Raw genomic sequence first — 19,543 nt, 5'->3', positions numbered from 1 at the left:
GCAGGCAATCGCCATCATCGTGTGGACCGCCGCCGTCGCCGCGGCCGCGACCGGAGTACTGAGCCTGCTCGGCTGGTGAAGAGTTCCCTGAACTCCTCATCTGTTTCGTGCCGGCAGGAACCTGAAACTTGCTAGCAGCCCGAGCCCGATCATCGAGGCGGTCCCCCGATCATCCCGGACACGCCCCCGGCCGCGGAGCCCTCCCTCCCATGAGCGGGTGGCCAGAACATGATGAAAACATGGCGTCCATGCACTCGGACACCTGATGACGCCCCCCCGGTGGGGCTCATCGATATCCACCCGCCGAAGTGCAATCAAGGAAAGAGGACCAGAGATGGGACGGAGCACACGGGAGATCGCGGATCTGGCCGAGACGACCGTGAACACGGTCCGTCACTATCACCAGGTCGGCCTTCTCGAGCAGCCGGACCGGATGTCCAATGGCTATAAGCAATACCAGGTCAGACACCTCGTCCGTCTCCTGAAAATCCGGCGCCTGCGCGACCTCGGCGTCCCCCTGGACCAGATCGACGAAGTCGCCGTCGATGGCGACTCGTCGACCGAGGCACTGCGGGCCATTGACGGGGACCTGCGGGCGAGCATCGAACGCCTCCAGCGTGCCAGGGCCGAGATCCAGGCCATCCTCCACGGCTCGACGGTCACCGACGTCCCCCGGGATTCGAGGACGTTGGAGCCGGCATGTCCGAAGCCGACCGGTCCCTGATGCTGATTTACTCCCAGCTCTACGACAACGATGCGATGAATGACCTGCCACATGGTCGAAGCGGACACCGATAAGGCAAAAGCGGAACTCGACGCGCTTTCACCCGACGTGGAGGAAAATCAGCGCCAGGACCTCGCCGAACGCTACGCGCCCATGCTGGCCAAGACACTCAAGGACTACCCCTGGCTCAGGGACCCCAAAGGCCACGTCACCAAAAGCGCCGGAGTGACCCACGCCACCATGATCGAGTCCGTCCAGGAACTCTACAATCCAGCACAAAGGGACGTCATCACCCGCGCCAGCATCATCGCCGACAGCCTCCTGCGCGCCGCAGAACCCCCGACACCAGACCAAAAACCCACAACCTAAACCCGCCGGTCCAGCAACTCCCAAGCCTGGGTAGCGGTACACCGTCGCCCGGCTGGCCCCGATGATCTTCCCGATGTCGGCCGGCGCGAGTCCTTGGGCTTTGAGGTCCCGGGCGCGTTTGACCTGGGCGTGGTTGGGGGTGACTTTCCGCCTGCCGGCTTTCCTTCCGTAGTCCGCGGCCATGGCCATGCCTGCCCTGGTCCGCTCGGCGAGCCGGTTGTCCGATCGTGTGCCGACGGTCAGATGAGAGTCGGCATCGTTCGTCGCCTTCACACACAAGGGGACATCCTGATGCAAAGAGTTCATGCCCCTTATCGCTTCCAGGGCCACCGTGGATCAAGGCGAGGGCGAACCGGTATGCGCTCACGGATTTCTGCCGGTCAGCTTTCCCGATCCAGAACCGCCCATACCCGTCGTCACTCACAGCTCCCAACCAGATCCAGCACGACTCCTCCCCCGGTCCCATGCGCACATAGGACGCGAACCGCTCAACGTCGGACAAGTGCACGGCGGCCCTCCATCCGCGCACTGACCGGCAGGAGCATCAGGGGAAGTCCGACAAGCGTGCGGACGAGCAGGTGGCTGTAGCGGGTACTCGCCGTCGGCGACCAACGGACAATCCTGATTTTCGTCTGCTCCCGGTCACCGGGTGTTGCGGGAGAGTGCTGCTTGCATGGTTCGGAGCCTCGTGGATCGGTAGGGGCGGGTCCGAAAGAGGAATGACACTCTTCGCCTCAGCGTCATGGGCCCTGTTGGGTCCGGGTTGTCTGCTTCCCACGAGTCGAACACGTCACGTGCGCCGGTCAGCTCCGGGTCGTGGCGCAGAGCAAACATGTCAGCGCGCATCTCCCCTGCCCGGCTTATCGCGCACGCCATAAGCAGCCAAACACCCAAGGTGACCAAGCCGATCACCAGGGCGGCGAATCCACCCAACGAGCTGGCGTTGAAGTAGCCCGCGAGGGCGGCCGCTAGAAAGCCCCCCAACATCAGCACTCCCGCGAGGGAGAAAACCGCTACGAGCACGCGGGTTCTTCTCGCACACCACGCCGCGTCCGCGAGATGCCCGAGTTCGTGCGCGAGCAGGAAGGCCAGCCCCTCGATGGAGAGCTCACGCAGGGCGCGCTCAGTGACTTCGATCGTGGATACGCCTTTGGGCGTTGTGAAGTGGGCGTCGGCGCGGAATGGGCCAGGCTCCACGGCCTGAACGATGGTGACTTCTGGTACCTGCAGGCCCTCCTCGCCACTGATGCGCGCCACGTGGATGCGGGCGGCTTTTTGGAGCTCGTCGTATCCGTCGATGACGTATCGATCACGAGACATCTCTATCCGGTCCCCACCGGTTCTGTGCCCGATACAGGGTGGTCCGTTCGATGTTGGGGGGTCGGGCCACTTCGATCTTGGGTACGTCCTTGGACATGGGGATGGTGAGTCATGCGAAAGCCATTCGGGTTGGAGAGTAGGTTCGAGGGTTGGTTCGAGGGTTGGTTCGAGGGTTGGTGGGTTGGTTGGTGGGTTAGCGGCTGCGGCGTTTCAGGGCGAAGGACGCCATAATGTTCAGCTGAAACTGCGCGAACGGGTCCGCGCCAGGTGTGGAAGAAGAAGGGCCTGTCACCTAAGCTTGACAGGCCCTTCTTTTCGCCTTTTCTCGTCACTTCTTGATTGTGTTGACTCACCCGGCGGACTCGACGAGGACTCCCAGAGCTGCACGATCGCCGGATTCCGCTGAGCTGCGAATTCGGCGAACCGGTCCTTCGCCGCGGCCCCGCGCGGAGCCGTGTGGACCGGGCTGAGGGCGTTGACGATACTGCCGCGGTACCCTCGGCCGGCGTGGCGGAACGGGCTGCGGATCAGGTGCACAACGCACTGCTGCAGGCCGGAGCCTCACACACCGTTCTTTTTACCGTCCGGTCACTCACCTCATGGCCCGTCGCAACGGGCTGCCTGCTGGCAGGAGACGGGCTGCGGTGCTGTGGTGGGGGTCGGGTCAGGGTGTGCTGAGGGCTTCGTCGAGGGCGTCGATGGACAAGCGGGCGAAATCGAAGAATTCTTCCGGGGGGCCGTCGAGGGAGCCGTCGAGGGGGCCGTCGTAGATGGCGTTTGGCAGTGCTGTCAGGGTGAGGGTGACTGCGGTGCCGTCCTCTGCGACTGTGTTGATCGTCTGGTAGCCGGGGATGTAGCCGTTGTGGCCCCAGGTGGTGCCGCCGCCCAGTTCGCTGCTTTCGATCCCCAACCCGTACGTGTTTCCGGGGATGATTTTATCGCCGGTGGGGATGCCGGTGAGCATCTGGTCGAGTTCGGCCGGTTCCAGGAGCTCGCCGTCGAGGACGGCCTTCATGAACGTGTTGAGCTCAGCCGGGGTGGATACCATCGCTCCGGATGCCCAGGCCGTGGAAGAATCGTACTCGGTGATGTCGCGTAGTTCCCCCTTGGCGTCGATGTGGTAGCCCAGGGGATGCTCACCGCGGAGCCCGGTCTCACCCGGTTCTGGCAGGTAGGTGTGTTTCAGTTCCAGGGGTGTGACGATCCGATCGCGGATCTGTTCGGCCAGGGGCCGTTGGGTGATGCGTTCGATGATCAGGCCCAGAACGATGTAGTTGGTGTTGGTGTATTGATGGCGTTCCCCTGCGGGGAAGTCCGCGGGCTGTCCGAGAGCGATGTCGAGCACGTCCCGGGGTGAGCGGTAGACGTCGCGGTCGGCGAACGCTTCTTTGACGACGAGGTCGGTGTACTCGGGCAGGCCGCTGGTGTGTTGGAGCAGCTGCCGGACGGTGATGGCCTTAGGGTCGATTCCCTCTCCCTTGATGATGCCGGGGAGGTAGGTGTCAACGCTCCGGTCCAGCTCCAGGAGCCCTTCTTCCACCAGTTGCAGGGCCACCACCGCGGAGAATGGCTTACTGGCGCTTCCAATACGCACTTCACCGTCAGCGGGAACCGGTGCGTCGGCGGCGAGATCGGCGGTGCCGGCAGTGGCGGTTTCGGCGGTGCCGTCCGGGAGGGTGCGGGTAATAATCGCGCCCGGGTAGCCTTCCTCGACGAGTCGCTCCGCGATGCTGGTCAGTACCTTCGGTGCTTCCTCGGGGGCGTCCTTGGTGGCGGCCGGGGAGGCGCACGCGGTGAACGCGAGCGACGCGGCCAGTGCGGTGGTGATGACCGCGAATTTGGGGGTGTGTTTCATGTCAGTGCTCCGATGCGGTGTAGCGGGTTGTTGGTGATGCTGCGTGCTTCCGGCGCCGGTGCCCCCGGATAAGGAGTACCGCGCAGACAAGGGCGATGGCTGCGGCGGGGCCCGAGAGCCCCGGGATGGGAACCACGTTGGTGGTCAGAATGCTTGCGGCCAGTGCTGCGGTAAGCACAGCCCAGAGCACGATGGTGCGGCCGCGTTCATGTCCTTGGACACGGGCGTGGTGGGTCATGCGAAAACCATTCAGGTTGGAGGGCTAGTTGGTGGGCTAATTGGTTGCGGGGTTGGTTGGGGTCCCGGCTGCGGTCAGTTCGGATCAGGCGGCGACGTGAGGGACAACAGGTGCGTCCTCTGGATCGACGTTCCGAGCCGGGCTGATACTTCACGGCTCATTCGTGTGCTCCCAGGGCCCGGATGGCCGGGACCTTCATGGCTGCTCGGGTTGCCAGAAGGGCCGTGATGGTGGTGAGCGTGGCAACAAGCAGGGTGATGACGCCCAGTAGCGTCCAGGGGATCGCGATGACCGGCGCGCCGTAGAGGCGGTAGGTCGATGCCCACAGTCCGACGAGGGAGAGAACGGCAGCGACGGCGCCGAGGATGAGGCCGATGGTGGTGACGGCCAGGGCTTCGATGATGGTGCTGTGCTGGATCTGGCGCCGGGTGAGGCCACTGAGCCGCAGTGTCGCCAGTTCGCTGCGGCGTTGACTGATGGAGATGGCGAGCGTGCTGAGAACGCTGATGAGGGCGTAGAGGCTGCCGAGCCCGACTATCATGACCATCACGGCACGGTTTCCCGCGGCGTTGGCTCTGTTCTGTTCTTCCGTGAACTCTGCCGGCGTCTGCACCGTGGACGCGCCTGCGGCGGTGAGTGCGGATTCGACCACGGCCGTCTCGACGCCGGGAGCGAGCTGGACCAGGAAGGTGGTGGGCCCCTGGAGCAGGTCGGCGGGCAGCAGTGAGCGGTCGATGTAGTAGCCGTCGGTTCCGGTGGGGGTTGCGGACATCCTGGCGGCCTCGCTCAGGACAAGGGTCCGGCCGTCAATCTTGACGGTGATCTGGTCGTATGCGCCATCGATGGTGGATTCCAGGCCGGGACCGAAAATGAGGCTGTCGGGGCCGAAGTCGGCCACACGACCGCTGTCCGGCTGTTGCAGGTGGGTGGCGTTGAACGCGTCGGGGTCGACGGCGACGACGGTTCCGGGGCCGGTGGTGGTGGCGCCGCCCGTGGTGAGCTGGACGGACAGTGGTACGACCGTCTCGGGTGAGGCGAGGGAGATTCCGTTGATGTTCTCCAGTGCGCTCACGTCGATGTCCTCGCCGGTAGCGATCAGGTCGGCGTCGAAGATCAGCGTGGCGGCGCCGGATTCGGTTTGGGTGTTCACAATTCCTTGGAGGCCCATGACGAGACTGACGAGCACAATCATCGGCGCCGCGCCTGAGGCGGTGCGGCGCACGGCATCGCGCAGGTTCGCCACTGCCAGGCCCGCGACCGGTGAGCGGCGCGACCAGGGTGTGAGTGCCAGAGCCGCGGCGGGCACGAGCAGGGGTGAGAGCCGGCTCATCGCGACCGAGCCGGTCATGATGATGCCAAGGCCGAGCAGGAGTGGGACGAGCAATCCGCCGGCCGTCGCGGAGAAGTAGGCCTGGAGGGCGGTCAGCGCCAAGGCCGTGATGGCCACGATCCATCGACCCAGGGTCATGACGCGCCGTTCACCGCTGCTGCGGCGCAGCGCATCCAGGGGACTGACTTTGGTGGCGCTCTTGGCTGCACCCCGGGCGCCGGCGAGGCAGACCGTGAGGGCGGCGATCAGGTCGATCACCAGGACTGCGGGTTGGACGGGGGTGGCGAGGTCTTCGGGGAAGAAGCCGAGCCGGGACAGAAGGAATCGCTGCACGGTGGTCAGTACTGTTCCGAGCAGGGCCCCGGCCAACGCGCCAAGCAGCGCGGCGAGGAAGGCTTCACCGAGCAGGAGCCTGCGGATCTGGCGCCTGGTCACGCCGCCAAGTCTGAGGATGGCGAGATCACCCCGGCGCTGGTCAACGGCAAAACCGAAAGTCGAGCCGACAACGAAGATGGTGAGGAAAATGCCGATCATCAATGCTATCCCGGTCAGCTCGCTGCCATCGGCGGCGGCCAGGCGGAATGCTTCTGCTTGTTCGGGGGTCAAACCGGTGGGTGCGTCGGCGTCCTCGACGCCGAGGATGATCGTCAGGCCGGCGTGGACGATGGCGACCCCGGCGGTCACGGCGAGGACGGTGCCGACGAAGAGCTGCCAGCGGTCAGCAAAGGTGCGCAGGGCCAGGCGGATCATCCCTGCACTCCCGTACCGGCCAGCGTTTCGAGCTCGGCTAGGGTGGCGGCGATCTGGTTCGCGTCGGCGCCGTTCAGAGTTGTGACGAGGCGTCCATCGCGCAGGAACGCCACGTGGTCGGCGCGGGCGGCGGCCGACGGATCATGGGTGACCATCAGGATCGTCTGGGCCTGCTCATCGACCAGGGCGCGAAGGAGATCCAGCACCGTGGCGGCGGAGGCACTGTCCAGGGCTCCGGTGGGCTCGTCGGCGAACAGGATGCTCGGCCGGGTGGCCAGGGCGCGGGCGATAGCGACGCGTTGTTGCTGCCCGCCGGAGAGTTCGCGTGGCTTATGGCCGGTGTGCTTGCCCAGACCGACGGAGTTGAGGGCTTCGGTAGCGGCCCTGTTAGCGTCACGGCGTCCGGCCAGACGCAGCGGCAGGGCGACGTTCTGCGCTGCGCTGAGGGCCGCGACGAGGTTGAACTGCTGGAAGATGAATCCGATCTCGGTGCGCCGCATCCGGGTCAGCACATCATCGCTGAGGCTCGCGATATCGTCGCCGTTAAGGAGGATTTGTCCTGAGTCAGGGGTGTCCAGCCCGGCAGCACTGTTCAGGAGGGTGGATTTGCCTGACCCCGATGGCCCCATGATCGCCGTCCAGGAACCACGACGAAGTCCGATCGTGACCCGGTCGAGCGCCGTGAGGGTGGATTTTCCTGACTGGTAGGTGCGTGTCACATCGTTGAGATGCAGCACGGTGCTGTGCGGGTCGTTTGTGGTCATGCATCCAGTACACCGTGGGACCCCCGGGCTGCGCAGTGGGGCCACCCCGTCGATCCAGGGTATGGCTGGCCCTACCTTCTTCGGGCCGGTTCGTCTCTACACTGGTCAGGTGATCAATGCGGAGTCAACACATCAGGCCCTGCCGGTCATCAGGCGCTGGAGAGCGGTGCTCTACTCTGCGGCCGTCTGCATCCGGGCCCTGGTGGTCATTTCCGTTGTCGTGCTGCTGGGCACACCGATCGGTATTGCGCTCAGCGGCCCTGTGCGCGGCACCGATACCGCTGCGGGCCTGGTTACCGCGGGTCTGGCGCTGCTGGGTGTGGGACTCCCGCTTATCTCGGTCGTTCTTGCCCGGGCCGACTGGAGCGGAGCGACCGCTCTGCTCGACCGATCCGCTGGGGGCCCTCCGGGTGTCCGGCTCCGTGAGCCGCGGACGCTCATCCGCCCGTTGGCCTACACCGTGATGATGCTCACGATCGGAGGGGCCATCGCGGTCTTCGCTGCGCTGGTCGTCCTGGTATCCCTTGTCGCCCTGTTCAGCCCGCTGCTGACGGCACTGGGAGACCGGGAGGCGATCGTGATTGGGCCGTTCACGGTGAGCACCGTACCCCAGTCGGTGTTGGCATCGGTCATCGGAGTCGCTGTGCTCACCGCACTCGTTGTCACCTCACCGGTTTTCTCCAGGGCTCATGCCTCGGTGGTCCTCCAGGTGTTGACCCGGCCGGAGCAGCGCCTCCAGCGTGACCTGACGGTGACCGCGCAGTCGCGGGCGCGCCTGGTGCGTGCCTTCGACATCGAACGCCGCCGTATTGAGCGGGACCTGCACGATGGCGTGCAGCCGCAGCTGTTGTCGGTCAGCATGACGCTCGGGCTCGCCCTGGCCGTCATGCCCAATGATGCCCCCGGCCGCTCTGACGTGGCCCGCGCCCAGGACCAGGCCAAACAGACCCTGGGTGCCTTGCGCAGCTTCGTCCGGAACATCCACCCCCAGGTCCTCACCGATCATGGCCTCGGCGCAGCAATCCGCGAACTGGCCGACACACTTACCCTCCCCATCGCTGTCGAGGACCGGCTGACCGGCCGCTTGCCCACGGAGATTGAGACCAACCTGTACTTTTGCGTCGCCGAACTCCTCACCAACGTCATAAAGCATTCCAACGCCGGGCAGGCCCAGGTCCGGCTCCAGCGGCCCGCGCCCGGACTCGTGAAGGTCCGGGTCCGAGACGATGGTGGCGGTGGAGCAGGCATTGCCCATCGGGACAACGGCGGACTCAACGGCATCTCCGACCGCATCGCCGCCCTGAATGGAGACCTGGAGATCGACTCGCCTCTGGGTGGACCGACGGCCATCACGATCATCATCACCGTCCCCGCAGTTGGGAAGGGCCACCCGGATGACTGATTCCGCTACCACCGGCCCGGCCGCATTGGAACCGGTGCGGGTGGTCATCGCTGAGGACAACGCGTTATTGCGCGAGGGTCTGCAGGTGCTGCTCGAACGAAACGGGTTCGTCGTCGCCGCGGCGGTGGATACGGGCGAGAAGTTGATCGCCGCTGGACGCGACGCCGCGCCGGACCTCGTGGTCACCGATGTGCGCATGCCGCCGACGTTCCGCTCTGAGGGACTCGTCGCGGCGGTGCGCCTGCGTGAAGGAAACCCTTCCCTTCCGGTGGTGGTCCTGAGTCAGTATGTCGAGCAGAGTTACGTCGCCGAACTGCTCGACAGCGCCGGTGGAGCCGGAATTGGTTACCTGCTCAAGGACAGGGTCAGCGACGTCGCGGACTTCGTGGACACGCTGCGCCGCGTTCATGCCGGCGGTACGGCGGTTGACCCGGCGGTTATCAGTCAGATGATCAGGCGGCACCGCGATCCGTTGGCCGGGCTTACTCCCCGTGAGCGGGAGGTGCTGGCCGTCATGGCCGAGGGCCACTCCAACGGTGCTATTGCGCGGCGTCTGTTTGTTTCTGAGGCAGCGGTCGTCAAACATATTGGTAACGTCATGATGAAGCTTGACTTGCCGCCCAACGACGATCAGAACCGCCGGGTTGCGGCTGTGTTGACGTATCTGCGCAATCAGGAGAGCTGAGCCGGTTCAGCGCTTCAGGCAGTGGCATTCGCGCTTCAGGCGGTTGGCGTGTCCGTGACAGCCAGCATGACGCCCCCCGTGCGGTCAGGAGGGCCGCGAAAAGGAGCAACGCGGTGGTATCGACGGCCCCCGGGCCGCGTAGGCGGTCGGCGGCGTCCTCGGCGCGGACGAGGGCGGCGACGGAGTGGCCACCCTGAATGAGGGCCTTGAGGACGGCTGAGCCCATGTAGCCGGTCGCTTCGGTAAGAAGGACGTGCATAGTGTTTCTTTCAATCAGCAGCACCGCAGCTGCGGTGTAGGGAGGGACGGCAGCGGGGCTGTCCCTCCCTCAGGTGCGCTGGCCTCAGGGGCGCTCGATCACGGCGGTGGCCTGTACCTCGATGCGCAGACCGGAGAGGACGAAATCGATTCCTCCGAGAATGGCGGTCGGAGCGAAGTTCTCATCCATCAGTTCGTGGCAGATGTCGATGAATTCGAACGCATCGCGGGCATCGGCCAGGTACACCGTCAGATTGACGATGTTGGCCAGGTTCGTGCCCGCGGCCTCGAGAGCCAGTCCGACGTTGCGGAGGGCCTGACGGGCCTGGGCACCGAACTCGGGCGAAACGATGTTGTAGTCCTTATCAACGCCGGTCTGCCCGGCGACGAACGCGAAATCGCCGGCCGTCACGCACTGCAGGTAGGCGTACTTGCGGGAGTCGCCGAGCCCAGGGACATCGATATTGGTTTTAGTGATCATGACTGTGCTCCAGTTCTTCGGTTGTCAACGTCTCAGCGGACAGCGGCCGGTTCGGCCAGGAGCGTCTCGGTGACGTAGGCGCGAGCCTTGACGAGAGCCTGCTCACGCTCCTCGTCGCTGAGGCGTACAGGCGCGTGAGTGACGAAGGGCTGCACCACGTCGTACCCGACGAACTCGAACATCCCGCGGCGGACGTGGTAAAGGAAGTCATCGAGCTCGCCGTAGCCGCCGGGTGCGGAGGCTGCGCCGGGCGCGAAGGATGCCTCGACGCCTCCTGTCGTGAGGAGCATCATGGCTTTCTTGTTCGTCATGCCGCCCTCGTCGAAAATGCCGTACTCACCGCCGAAAATGGCGCTGAGCAAGAACACCTGGTCGATCCAGCCCTTGAGGATCGCGGGCATGGAGAACCACCACACCGGGAATGACAGCACGAGCAGGTCGGCGTCCTGCAGCTTGGCCAGGTGCGCCCCGACCGGTTCGGGGAGCGTGCCCTCAGCAAAGGCCCGCATCTGCTCGGCCTGGGGCTTGAAGTAACCCGGGCCGTCTATGAACTGTTCGCGGCTCAGAACAGGGTTCCAGCCAATGTCGTACAGATCAATGAAGTCGACCTCGACGCCCTCCGACCTCAGCTGCTGGGCAACTGCAGAAGCCTGGGCGGATGAGAACGAGGCGGGCTCGGGGTGGGCGTGAACGATCAACGCACGCCTGATGGGGTTGCTTGAATCAGTGAAGGTCATGCCACCATCATATAGACGTTTAGCAAATTGTCTATCAGAGCCGATGTTGAAGCTGCGACACAAGCTCGTCCACCTGCGTGCCGACGCGCCGGTAGTGCGTCCACTTGCCGATTCGAGTCGATTCCACGAGGCCGGCCCGCTCCAGGGAGTTCATGTAGACCGATATGGTTGGCTGCGCAAGACCCGTCTTGGCCGCCAGGTGCGTCACGCACACCCCATACTCCTCGCGGTCCGCAATGGGCTCGTACTCCGCGAAGGACTCCTCAGGCGTGCGCAACCACTCCATAATCTGAAGACGCGTAGGGTTGCCGAGAACCTTGAGGACTTCGACGAGTGATAAAGACATACTCCATGGTCTCACCAGTACCGACGCAGGCGCTGCCTCCAGCGTTTCGCATCCCCTCGCCGGTGAAGCTACCGAATGTCAGGCATCAATTGATGCTCGGCTCAGGGACCGGACGGAGAACGGCAGCTAAAACGCTCGTGCTGGTGGCAACCCATTGATTAGCGGTCGATATACAGGGGGAGGTCTGCAAGCAGACTGCGCATACCTCTTTCCTATGCAATGCATCAACCGAGAGCGCGACGAAAAAGACGCGATACGGTGCATGTAGCTGATAGTCCTTTCCGGGTGAGCCGTCACTTAGCTTCTGCATGAATGCGGAAAGGTACTAGATGATCCTTCCGCAGCCGCTCCGTCGATGTAGCGTGTCGGCATACCGCTGTGTGGTCGGTCGACAGTGTTGCTTGAGGGCTCACTTTTCAGGGATGGTCGAACGATGCACATCGACAGCGCAGCGCCATGATCAGCACCATTCTTGCTGCACACCCTGTGCTCGTCCGCGTCCTGTTCTGGGTCGTCATCACCGTTGGTGCCGTCTTCGCGTGGGTTCTGCATTGGATGAGGGCAAACAAATCTTTTGTCGTCCTAGTAATCTTAAGTTTCCTGGGGCCTCTCCTTCTGACGCTCTCACCCTCATCAGCTGAACCAGAGTTTCTCTGCACTATCCAGTTCTCTGTGCCGTTCCAAGGGGTCGATACCTTGGCCAATGTGGCGATGTTGCTACCTCTCGCTCTCTTCGCAACCTTGCTCTTCCGACGTCCATTGCGGGTGTTCGCCGTTGTGTCTGGCTTATCTGTCCTCATAGAACTCACACAAGCACTGGTATCTGCCCTGGGACGTTCCTGCGATACAGATGACTGGTTCATGAATACCATCGGAGCAGCATTAGGAGTCCTGACCGCAATTTGCATCATCGTCCTCGAAAAGCGGCATGATCCCAAACTCTGAACGCGCCACATCCAGCATGACGGCACGTAAATCGGCCGTTGCCTTGGCCCCGACACCAGGGTCAACGCGGCATCAGTTCCACACTCCGACACATGACTGGGTTCGGCACGGTCATGTGACGCCTTCAGGACTGAGCGGCGGAAATCAGTTTCGCAGCTCCGCGGACCGCCCTTGTGGCCGGCGACGCAGTGGTGGTGCTGCTTGTTCAGGAGAAGTACGCGCGTATCGTCGAACGGGAACTGGGCGTAGTGAGGTGCTTTCAGCCCTGGTTACTGTGGACTGCCCTAGGTCGTGTCTTTACTAGAAGCCTGTCGAGGCAGAAGTTCAGGCCAGCCTCGAGATGCTCGGCTGATCCTGTGGAGAGCAAAACGGTAACGCCTCCTTCAATGGCGGCAATAATTGCTGCTGCGGTGAGCTTGGGGTCCAGATCGGGATCGCCTTCGCCGGCCGCCTGGGTGGCTTCGATGCCCGATTGGAGTGCGTGCTGCCACCTAGTTACCAGTTGGGCTGAAACGGCCTGGGCGTCGGGGCTGTATCGTCCGACGTCGGCAATCAGCACGGCGAGCGGGCAGTGCAGGCCTTGATCCCGGTACTGCTTGACGATGAGGTCGCGCCAGGCTGTCCAGGCTGAACCGGAGGTCAGCTGACTTAAGTAGGGTTCCTGGTCATCGAAAACGCGGGCGGCTTCATGTTCGGTCACCGCTAAGAGGAGCTGCTCGCGGCCCTCCGGGAAGTAGTAGAACAGCTGGCCCTTGCCCGTGTTGCTTCGCCGGCAGACGTCGTCGAGCGTGGTCTTGTCGGTCCCCCGTTCCCGGATCTCCTCAGCGGCCGCCTCAATAATCCTCCGGCGGGTAGCGTTTCCCTTTGCTGTTGCCATGCCTAGATTGTACTTGGGAGTAAAATTTATGATCCCTATGGTGAAGGCATGAAAACAATCACCATCAGCAAAGCAGGCGGACCAGATGTCCTGACAGTAGAAGAACGCCCCACTCCCCCCGTTGGTCCGGGCGAGGTCCTGGTCGAGGTGCGGGCGGTCGGCGTCAACTATCTCGACACGGCCATCCGACGGAACCATGTCGTCGATGTGCCTGGCATGGAAGGGGCCGGCGTTGTCGTGGAAGTAGGAGGGGGCGTGACAGATTTCGCCTCCGGAGATCGAGTTGCCTGGCTCACCATCGACTCGCATGGCAGTTACACCGAGCAGATGGTCATCCCGGTCGGGTACGTCGTACCACTGCCTGATTCCATCGATCACGAGACGGCCGCGGCTGTGGTCCTTCACGGCCTGACTGCGGATCACTTCACCACCGCCTCACATTCTGTTCAGCCCGGAGACATCGCGCTCGTGCACGCGGCGGCGGGAGGAGTCGGGCTGATGCTCACCCAACTCATCAAGGCACGCGGTGGAACTGTCATCGGCCTCGTCTCCCGGCCCGAAAAAATCCAGATCGTCGAAAATGCCGGCGCAGACCATGTTCTTGTGTCAACGGGTGGGGCTTTCGTCGATCGGGTCAAAGAACTGACCAACGGCGAAGGCGTCCATGCCGTGTTCGACGGCGCAGGCGCGACCACCTTCCAGGCTTCATTGGAGGTGCTGCGCACCCACGGCACTCTGGTGTTCTACGGTCCGCTCATTGGCGATGTCCCCTCGATCTCCATGAACGAGATCCCACGGAGTACCCGGATCACCTACGGTGTGACGAACGATCATGTCCGCACCCCTGAGGAGCTCAGGGCACGCACTTCCGAACTCTTCACGCTCGTCGAACGGGGCGACCTCGTTGTAAACATTGGAAGGCGGTATCCGCTGATCGAAGCCGGACAGGCGCACCGCGACATTGAATCGCGTGCGACCACCGGGAAGTTGCTGCTCATTCCCTAGCCTGCGCGGCATCACACCTGCAATGCGCGTCCTCGTGCGCAGGCAAAACAAAATCCACGGAAGAACAACATCTTGGTGGCGAACCAGGAACGGATTGCCGTCGTGACCGGCGGTACCGGGGCAATGCGCTGATAGCCACTGTTCACTATCCCACCTCTTGCCATATGCGGGCGTCCGTCTACCTGCCGGGCGCCCGCCCCCTCTCAGTTCGAAGTTGCAATTGGAACTGCCCACCACGTCCGCCGGGCCAAAGTCAGGTGTAGAGCTGGTTTTCGCTACCCCAGCAACCAGCTGCCTTCTCCGTACGGGGAACAGTGTCCGCTCGATCCAGCTCGTGCCAGCCAGCCGGAGGTCCTGCCGGTTGGCCCACCGCCGGCGGTCCAGGACATTCTTGTGCAGACTGAGATTGAGCAGCCCTGCCACGAAAGCGCCAGCGTCGCGCCTCTTTAGGCGCCTGGCGATGTGCGGCCTGTGGTGCTATTTGGTTGGGCGTTCCGGTTGTAGAGGCTTGGATGCTGCTATGACAGGAAGTCCGGCGGAGGCAAGTAGTGAAAGTTTGTCTGCGTCGTCGGAGCCGGCATCTGGGTGGAACACGACAAGCATGAGACCTTCGGCCCCGCCGATGCTCAGCCTTTCGCGATTGAGAAGCAGTTCGCCGACCTGTGGATGATTGAAGCGGAGCATGGTCCCCTTTTGTCCGCGCACTTCATAGCGGGCCCAGAGCTGTGCGAAGAGAGGACTGGTCAGGGAAAGCTCTCCGACGAGTTCGACGAACCTGGGGTTCTCGATGTCGGTGCCTACGGACTGGCGGAGATTGGCGATGAAGCACTCCGCGACGTCCTTCCACTGCGGCTGCAGTGCCTGCTCCGCCGGGTCCAGGAACATGTCCATGAGTTGGTTTCTCCCGGGTTCCAACCTTGGCGAGAGCGCTTTGGCGAGGGGGTTGGACGCGAGGACATCGAAGTAGCGCCCTTCGATGAAAGCCGGCTGATTCAGAGACTCAAGGAGCTTCAACGCCCCGGGCGGGACGATCTCCTTGCGCGGGCGGCGCTGACGCTGACGAGGAACTTCGGCTACCAGGGACAGCAGGTGGGTGAAGTGGTCGTCATCCAATTGCAGGACCCGGGCTATTGCTTCCAGTACCTGCACCGACGGGTGCCGGTCGCGTCCGCGTTCGAGGCGCAGATAGTAGTCAGCGCTGATCCCGGCGAGCATGGCAACCTCCTCGCGCCGAAGGCCGGGGACACGACGGGCGCCCACGACGGGGATGCCGGCTTGGGCGGGGGTGATCATCTCCCGCCGGGCTCGCAGGTAGGCCCCGAGCGCGTTGGCCGGGCCGTCGGTCCCAGCCCCTGATCCTGAAGTTGTTCGAGCTCCCTGTTCGGATTCGCTGCGGGATCGGGTTAGGGGGGGTCCTGCCACACCCCGGTCTCGGGAGGGCTCTGGTTGGGGTGAGTGGGTGCGCATACTGTCGTCAACGACCCATTCACGCAATCTATTTCGACAGGACATCATGACTATCTCCTTGATCACAGGGGCCAACAAGGGCATCGGCTTCGAGACCGCTCGTCAGCTTATGGACCTCGGGCACGTCGTCTACATCGGCGCACGCGATTCTGAGCGGGGCCAGAAGGCGGCCGAGGCCATCGGTGCGCGCTTTGTACAGCTTGACGTCACCGATGATTCTTCGGTCCGGGACGCTCTCGCGACGATTGAGGCGCGCGAAGGCCGCCTTGACGTCCTGATCCACAATGCCGGAGTTCTGCCTACGGAGCTGGACGGACCCACCGCCCTTCACGCCTTCGACACGAATGCCGTCGGCATTGTCCGTGTCACAGAGGCGGCGCTTCCTCTGCTGCACAACTCGGAAAACCCCAATGTTGTCACCGTCTCCAGCACCGCTGGATCGTTCTGGGCCGTGACCAATCCCGAGCGGCCCGAATTCAATCTGCCGCTGGCGCTCTACTCGGCATCCAAAGCCGCGGCGACCATGCTCACCGTGCAGTACGCCAAATCCCAGCCAGGCATCAAGTTCAATGCCGTCGAACCCGGTACGACCGCCACCGACATGACAGCAGCCTTCGGAGTGGGCCGGCCGGTGGAGGAGTCCGCCCGCATCGTCGTCGGCATTGCAACCCTCGGTGCGGACGGCCCCACCGGCACACTGCAGGACGAGAACGGCAACGTTTCCTGGTAGCAGCCGGCCCGCGGTACTGGGGTGAGCGCCCGCGTTCACCCCAGTACCCCCGTCCCTGCCATCGGTTTCGAATGTTCTCACACGCACAAACCTTCCGCACCAGAGAGACGAAGTTTTGACCAGCACAACCACACAAGAATCCACCCACCACCGGCCCGCCTCCTGGGGAGGCGTCATCTCGCTCGGCATCGGTATTTTCGCCATCGTCATGTCCGAATTCCTTCCGGCAAGCCTGCTCCCGCGTATCGCAGATGACCTGGAGGTATCAATCGGTGCCGCGGGCCAAAGCGTCACCGTGACCGCCATCGCCGGCGCGTTCGCCGCGCTGCTCATCGCCGTGGTGCTCCCACGGATGGACCGCCGCTTCGTCATGATCGGCCTCACCGCTCTGGCCATCGTGTCCAATGTCATCGTGGCCCTGGCACCCAGTCTTCCCGTGCTGCTTCTGGCGCGGGTCCTCCTCGGCATCGCACTCGGCGGATTCTGGGCCATGGCCACCGCGATGGCGGCCAAGCTGGTCCGCGGCGACCACCTCGGCCGCGCCCTGACCATCATCAATGCAGGCGTGTCGGTCGCGACCGTCGTCGCTGTTCCTCTTGGCGCATGGCTGGGAGAGGTCTGGGGGTGGCGCGGGGTGTTCTTCCTCGGCGCCGGCGTCGGGCTCGTCGCGCTCATCGCGCAGACGGCCACCCTGCCGCACGTCATACCAACGGCCGTCAGCGGCCTGCGCGCTCTTGGAGCCACGCTGCGCTCGGGCATCGTCATCGCCGGCCTCACCGCCATCCTGCTGATCTTCGGCGGCCATTTCAGCGGCTTCACCTACATCCGGCCGGCAGCGGAAAGCGTCTCGAATATCGACGCAGGTGGCCTGGCTGTCATGCTCCTCGTTTTCGGCATCGCCAATGTCCTCGGCACCGCCCTGAGCGGGCCCATCGTCGACCGCTCCCTCCGCGCCGCGATTCTCCTGTTCCCCCTCCTCGTGGCCGCCGGCATGCTGACCATGCTTCTGACCAGCGGATCGACCGTGGGCCTGTTCATCGCCGTCGCCCTGTGGGGCTTCGGCTTCGGCGGCGTCCCAACGACCGTCCTGAGCTGGGGGGCCCGTACCGAACCTGCGCGCCTGGAACAGATCGGCGGCCTCATCGTCACCGTCTGCAATATCGCGATCGCGGTAGGCGCGATTGTCGGGGGTGTGCTGGTCGACAGCGTATCGGCCAGCGCAAACCTCATCATCGGCGGTGTCCTCGCCATCCTCGGCGGAATGGTCCTGACCAGCATCCGCCGGCGGGCGAACGACATGTCCACTCCTGCAGTAGTCCTGCCGGGCGCATCAGAGCGCTGACCGACAGAACTCATGGCAAGGTGCCACCCAGGCCGTACCGGGTGCGTCTGCCGCCGCAGCACAACTCACAACCCCACTTTCACAAGGCCCGCGCACCCGCGCCACGCCTGCCTAAGGAGCACTTTTCATGACAACCATCGGCATACTCGGCGCTGGCCAGGCCGGCAGCACACTCGCCCGTGCCTCAGTGGCGGCGGGTTACACCGTCGTCATCGCCAACTCACGCAACCCCGAGACCCTGACAGGACTGGTTCGCGAGCTCGGCCCACTAGCCTCCGCCGCATACGCGACCGACGCAGCAGCCGCAGCGGATGTCGCCTTCCTGGCTTTCCCATACTCCCCGGACGACCTTCTGCCGGCCAAGGAGCTCGCCGGAAAGATCGTCATCGACAACAACAACTACATGACCTGGCGCGACGGCCACTTCCGTGAAGTCGACTCCGGCCTGAAGACCATCCACGAACTGCGCCAGGAGCAGCTGCCGGCCTCGAAAATCGTCAAGGCATTCACCCACGTCCAATTCCACGCGCGGGCCCAGATCCGCGTCCCCAGCGACACCCAGCCTGCTCTGATCCGTCTGGCCAGACCCGCCGGAGCTCCCGACCGGAAAGCCCTGGTTGTCTCCAGTGACTACCCGGAGGCCGTCAGGTTCGTCACGGACTTCTACAACGACCTTGGCTTCGACGCCGTCGACAACAGTCCCCTGAAGGAATCGTGGCGCAGCGCCCCGGGCACCCCGATGTGGTCACATCACGTCGACGGCCAGAGCCGCGAGGAGCTCATCCGCAACCTGCAGCTCGCGCGCCGCCCCGGCCGCTGATCCGGGCAGTCATCTCCGCGGCACAGGCGCCCCGAGGGTCATCCCCTTGCGTGACTCAGCCGACGCCCGCCGGCGAGACGGAAGCGGCGCATGATCCTCCTGGGTAAACCCCATGCACAGGTCTTGAGCCGGGAAACTTAGACCGAGGATGTGGATCGATCGGAATAGAACCTGAGGCCGCGCAGTTACACCTGACAGCGAGGGTGTACACCGGAGACTTCCAGTGGGACCGTTCGTGATTATTTGACGCTGGCTGGCCACCTTGGCCGAGGAGAAAAGGGAAACACCACCATGTCTGATTTCAACCTGCGGGACTTTTACGAGCGCTACATCGAGGCGTTGAACGCCCACGAGTTCGACCGGATGGATGAATTCGTCCACGAATCGATCGTCATGCACAGCGAGCCAAGCACCCGTGAGGCGCTGGTCGCTCAGCTGCACAGCATCATCGACCCGGTTCCTGACTTCCATTGGGAGACCCAGGAGCTGGCCATCCATGGTGACAGCCTCGCCGTACGCCTTATCAATACCGGAACCCCCACCAAGGAATGGCTCGGCGCCGCACCGACCGGCAGGAAGTTCGAGATCGTCGAGTACGCCATCTACACCGTGCGGGACGGCAAGTTCGTGCACATGTCGGCACTTCACGACGCGGAGGCACTGCAGAAGCAGCTCGCCAGCTAGCAGCGCTCCAACCTGAGGGCTGCGGAGCCGAAGTCGGGCAGGGTTCGATCCCCCGATCGAACCCTGCCCGCCGCGCACAAAGGCCGGGGCGGGACTGGCCCGGACCCGGACGCCCGCGCCGGTCCGCGCAGACGCTCCGGTGTCCCTCCCGCGACCAAGCCGGTCGTGGGCCAGCGTGTTCGCTGGCCCCGGACCCCCACTAAAGTTCATATCATCAGCCATGTGTCATGTTAGGGAGCAGGAAGGTGACGCCGTGAACGCCGTGAACCCAGTGAACTTAGGTGGTCGTCCGAGGGAGTTCGACGTGGACCAGGCCCTTGAGCGGGCGATGCGGGTTTTCTGGGCGCAGGGCTATGAGGGCACCAGCCTCACCGACCTCACCGACGCGCTCGGCATCACACGCTCGAGCATGTA

The 19,543-nt window shown here is 63.9% G+C and carries 22 protein-coding genes; 11 read left to right on the top strand and 11 right to left on the bottom strand.

The features are described from left to right. The first annotated feature begins 334 nt into the window (after positions 1–334). Together I6N91_RS17300 and I6N91_RS17295 are read left to right on the top strand one after the other, a co-directional pair. Positions 335–724 carry a MerR family transcriptional regulator gene (locus tag I6N91_RS17300; RefSeq protein WP_233091990.1) on the top strand — a complete coding sequence of 130 codons (390 nt, stop codon included), beginning with the start codon at positions 335–337 and terminating at the stop codon, positions 722–724. Between the two features lie 39 nt (positions 725–763). Next, positions 764–1,093 (top strand): hypothetical protein, encoded by a 330-nt coding sequence (locus I6N91_RS17295; protein ID WP_233091989.1) that lies wholly within the window; start codon positions 764–766, stop codon positions 1,091–1,093. Between the two features lie 642 nt (positions 1,094–1,735). Here I6N91_RS17295 and I6N91_RS16680 read toward each other — a convergent pair. From I6N91_RS16680 to I6N91_RS16655, 6 genes are all read right to left on the bottom strand, one after another. After that, positions 1,736–2,413 carry a M48 family metalloprotease gene (locus I6N91_RS16680; protein WP_198814413.1) on the bottom strand — a complete coding sequence of 226 codons (678 nt, stop codon included), beginning with the start codon at positions 2,411–2,413 and terminating at the stop codon, positions 1,736–1,738. A gap of 288 nt (positions 2,414–2,701) precedes the next feature. Continuing rightward, positions 2,702–2,965, bottom strand: a complete 264-nt coding sequence (locus I6N91_RS16675) for a transposase (RefSeq protein WP_269823114.1) — start codon at positions 2,963–2,965, stop codon at positions 2,702–2,704. A gap of 112 nt (positions 2,966–3,077) precedes the next feature. Continuing rightward, complete coding sequence (locus I6N91_RS16670; RefSeq protein ID WP_198814412.1) at positions 3,078–4,268, bottom strand: serine hydrolase; 1,191 nt, start codon at positions 4,266–4,268, stop codon at positions 3,078–3,080. Position 4,269: 1 nt separating this feature from the next. Further along, on the bottom strand, positions 4,270–4,506 hold the full coding sequence (locus I6N91_RS16665) for a hypothetical protein (RefSeq protein ID WP_198814411.1): 237 nt from the start codon (positions 4,504–4,506) through the stop codon (positions 4,270–4,272). 157 nt (positions 4,507–4,663) lie between these two features. Further along, complete coding sequence (locus tag I6N91_RS16660) at positions 4,664–6,586, bottom strand: ABC transporter permease (protein WP_198814410.1); 1,923 nt, start codon at positions 6,584–6,586, stop codon at positions 4,664–4,666. Next, positions 6,583–7,350, bottom strand: coding sequence for an ABC transporter ATP-binding protein (locus I6N91_RS16655; RefSeq protein WP_198814408.1), 768 nt, complete (start codon positions 7,348–7,350; stop codon positions 6,583–6,585). Before I6N91_RS16655 ends, I6N91_RS16660 begins: the two co-directional genes overlap by 4 nt. Before the next feature lie 109 nt (positions 7,351–7,459). Here I6N91_RS16655 and I6N91_RS16650 point away from each other — a divergent pair, with 109 nt between their 5' ends. Beyond that, the gene (locus I6N91_RS16650; RefSeq protein ID WP_198814407.1) at positions 7,460–8,752 is read left to right on the top strand and encodes a histidine kinase; all 1,293 of its coding nucleotides are present in this window, start codon (positions 7,460–7,462) and stop codon (positions 8,750–8,752) included. Positions 8,753–8,786: 34 nt separating this feature from the next. Beyond that, positions 8,787–9,437, top strand: a complete 651-nt coding sequence (locus I6N91_RS16645; protein WP_198814415.1) for a response regulator transcription factor — start codon at positions 8,787–8,789, stop codon at positions 9,435–9,437. A 343-nt stretch (positions 9,438–9,780) separates the two neighbouring features. Here the strand turns inward: I6N91_RS16645 and I6N91_RS16635 are convergent, their stop codons facing one another. Genes I6N91_RS16635 through I6N91_RS16625 form a run of 3 tightly spaced genes read right to left on the bottom strand, consistent with a single transcriptional unit; the run spans position 9,781 to position 11,259 of the window. Further along, entirely contained in the window at positions 9,781–10,176 is a 396-nt protein-coding gene (locus I6N91_RS16635; RefSeq protein WP_198814405.1) for a RidA family protein, read from the bottom strand. A gap of 32 nt (positions 10,177–10,208) precedes the next feature. Then, the gene (locus I6N91_RS16630) at positions 10,209–10,913 is read right to left on the bottom strand and encodes an NAD(P)H-dependent oxidoreductase (protein ID WP_198814404.1); all 705 of its coding nucleotides are present in this window, start codon (positions 10,911–10,913) and stop codon (positions 10,209–10,211) included. A 34-nt stretch (positions 10,914–10,947) separates the two neighbouring features. Further along, positions 10,948–11,259, bottom strand: coding sequence for a helix-turn-helix transcriptional regulator (locus I6N91_RS16625; protein WP_198814403.1), 312 nt, complete (start codon positions 11,257–11,259; stop codon positions 10,948–10,950). Positions 11,260–11,715: 456 nt separating this feature from the next. Here I6N91_RS16625 and I6N91_RS16620 point away from each other — a divergent pair, with 456 nt between their 5' ends. After that, on the top strand, positions 11,716–12,204 hold the full coding sequence (locus tag I6N91_RS16620; RefSeq protein WP_198814402.1) for a VanZ family protein: 489 nt from the start codon (positions 11,716–11,718) through the stop codon (positions 12,202–12,204). Between the two features lie 259 nt (positions 12,205–12,463). Here the strand turns inward: I6N91_RS16620 and I6N91_RS16615 are convergent, their stop codons facing one another. After that, on the bottom strand, positions 12,464–13,081 hold the full coding sequence (locus I6N91_RS16615; protein WP_198814400.1) for a TetR/AcrR family transcriptional regulator: 618 nt from the start codon (positions 13,079–13,081) through the stop codon (positions 12,464–12,466). A gap of 48 nt (positions 13,082–13,129) precedes the next feature. Between I6N91_RS16615 and I6N91_RS16610 the strand changes: the two genes are divergently transcribed. Continuing rightward, positions 13,130–14,086 (top strand): quinone oxidoreductase, encoded by a 957-nt coding sequence (locus tag I6N91_RS16610; RefSeq protein ID WP_198814398.1) that lies wholly within the window; start codon positions 13,130–13,132, stop codon positions 14,084–14,086. Between the two features lie 477 nt (positions 14,087–14,563). On the opposite strand, the gene I6N91_RS16605 is transcribed toward I6N91_RS16610, so the two are convergent. After that, a complete protein-coding gene (locus I6N91_RS16605) occupies positions 14,564–15,553 on the bottom strand; it encodes a helix-turn-helix transcriptional regulator (protein WP_198814414.1) in 990 nt (329 codons plus the stop codon). A 46-nt stretch (positions 15,554–15,599) separates the two neighbouring features. On the opposite strand from I6N91_RS16605, the gene I6N91_RS16600 reads away from it, so the two are divergent. The 5 genes from I6N91_RS16600 to I6N91_RS17535 all read left to right on the top strand — a co-directional run. Then, positions 15,600–16,283, top strand: coding sequence for an SDR family NAD(P)-dependent oxidoreductase (locus I6N91_RS16600; RefSeq protein WP_198814396.1), 684 nt, complete (start codon positions 15,600–15,602; stop codon positions 16,281–16,283). A gap of 115 nt (positions 16,284–16,398) precedes the next feature. Continuing rightward, on the top strand, positions 16,399–17,625 hold the full coding sequence (locus I6N91_RS16595; protein ID WP_198814394.1) for an MFS transporter: 1,227 nt from the start codon (positions 16,399–16,401) through the stop codon (positions 17,623–17,625). Between the two features lie 127 nt (positions 17,626–17,752). Further along, positions 17,753–18,445, top strand: a complete 693-nt coding sequence (locus I6N91_RS16590) for an NADPH-dependent F420 reductase (protein WP_198814392.1) — start codon at positions 17,753–17,755, stop codon at positions 18,443–18,445. 291 nt (positions 18,446–18,736) lie between these two features. After that, entirely contained in the window at positions 18,737–19,129 is a 393-nt protein-coding gene (locus tag I6N91_RS16585) for an ester cyclase (RefSeq protein ID WP_159619560.1), read from the top strand. Between the two features lie 220 nt (positions 19,130–19,349). Beyond that, positions 19,350–19,543, top strand: a 194-nt coding sequence (locus I6N91_RS17535) for a TetR/AcrR family transcriptional regulator (RefSeq protein ID WP_198814390.1), incomplete at its 3' end; no start/stop codon positions are given.

The sequence above is a fragment of the Arthrobacter sp. MSA 4-2 genome, from assembly GCF_016405885.1.
In the GTDB taxonomy this organism is placed as follows: domain Bacteria; phylum Actinomycetota; class Actinomycetes; order Actinomycetales; family Micrococcaceae; genus Arthrobacter_D.
Note: the sequence above shows the minus strand (reverse complement) of the source record. Positions and strands in the feature narration are given on the sequence as shown.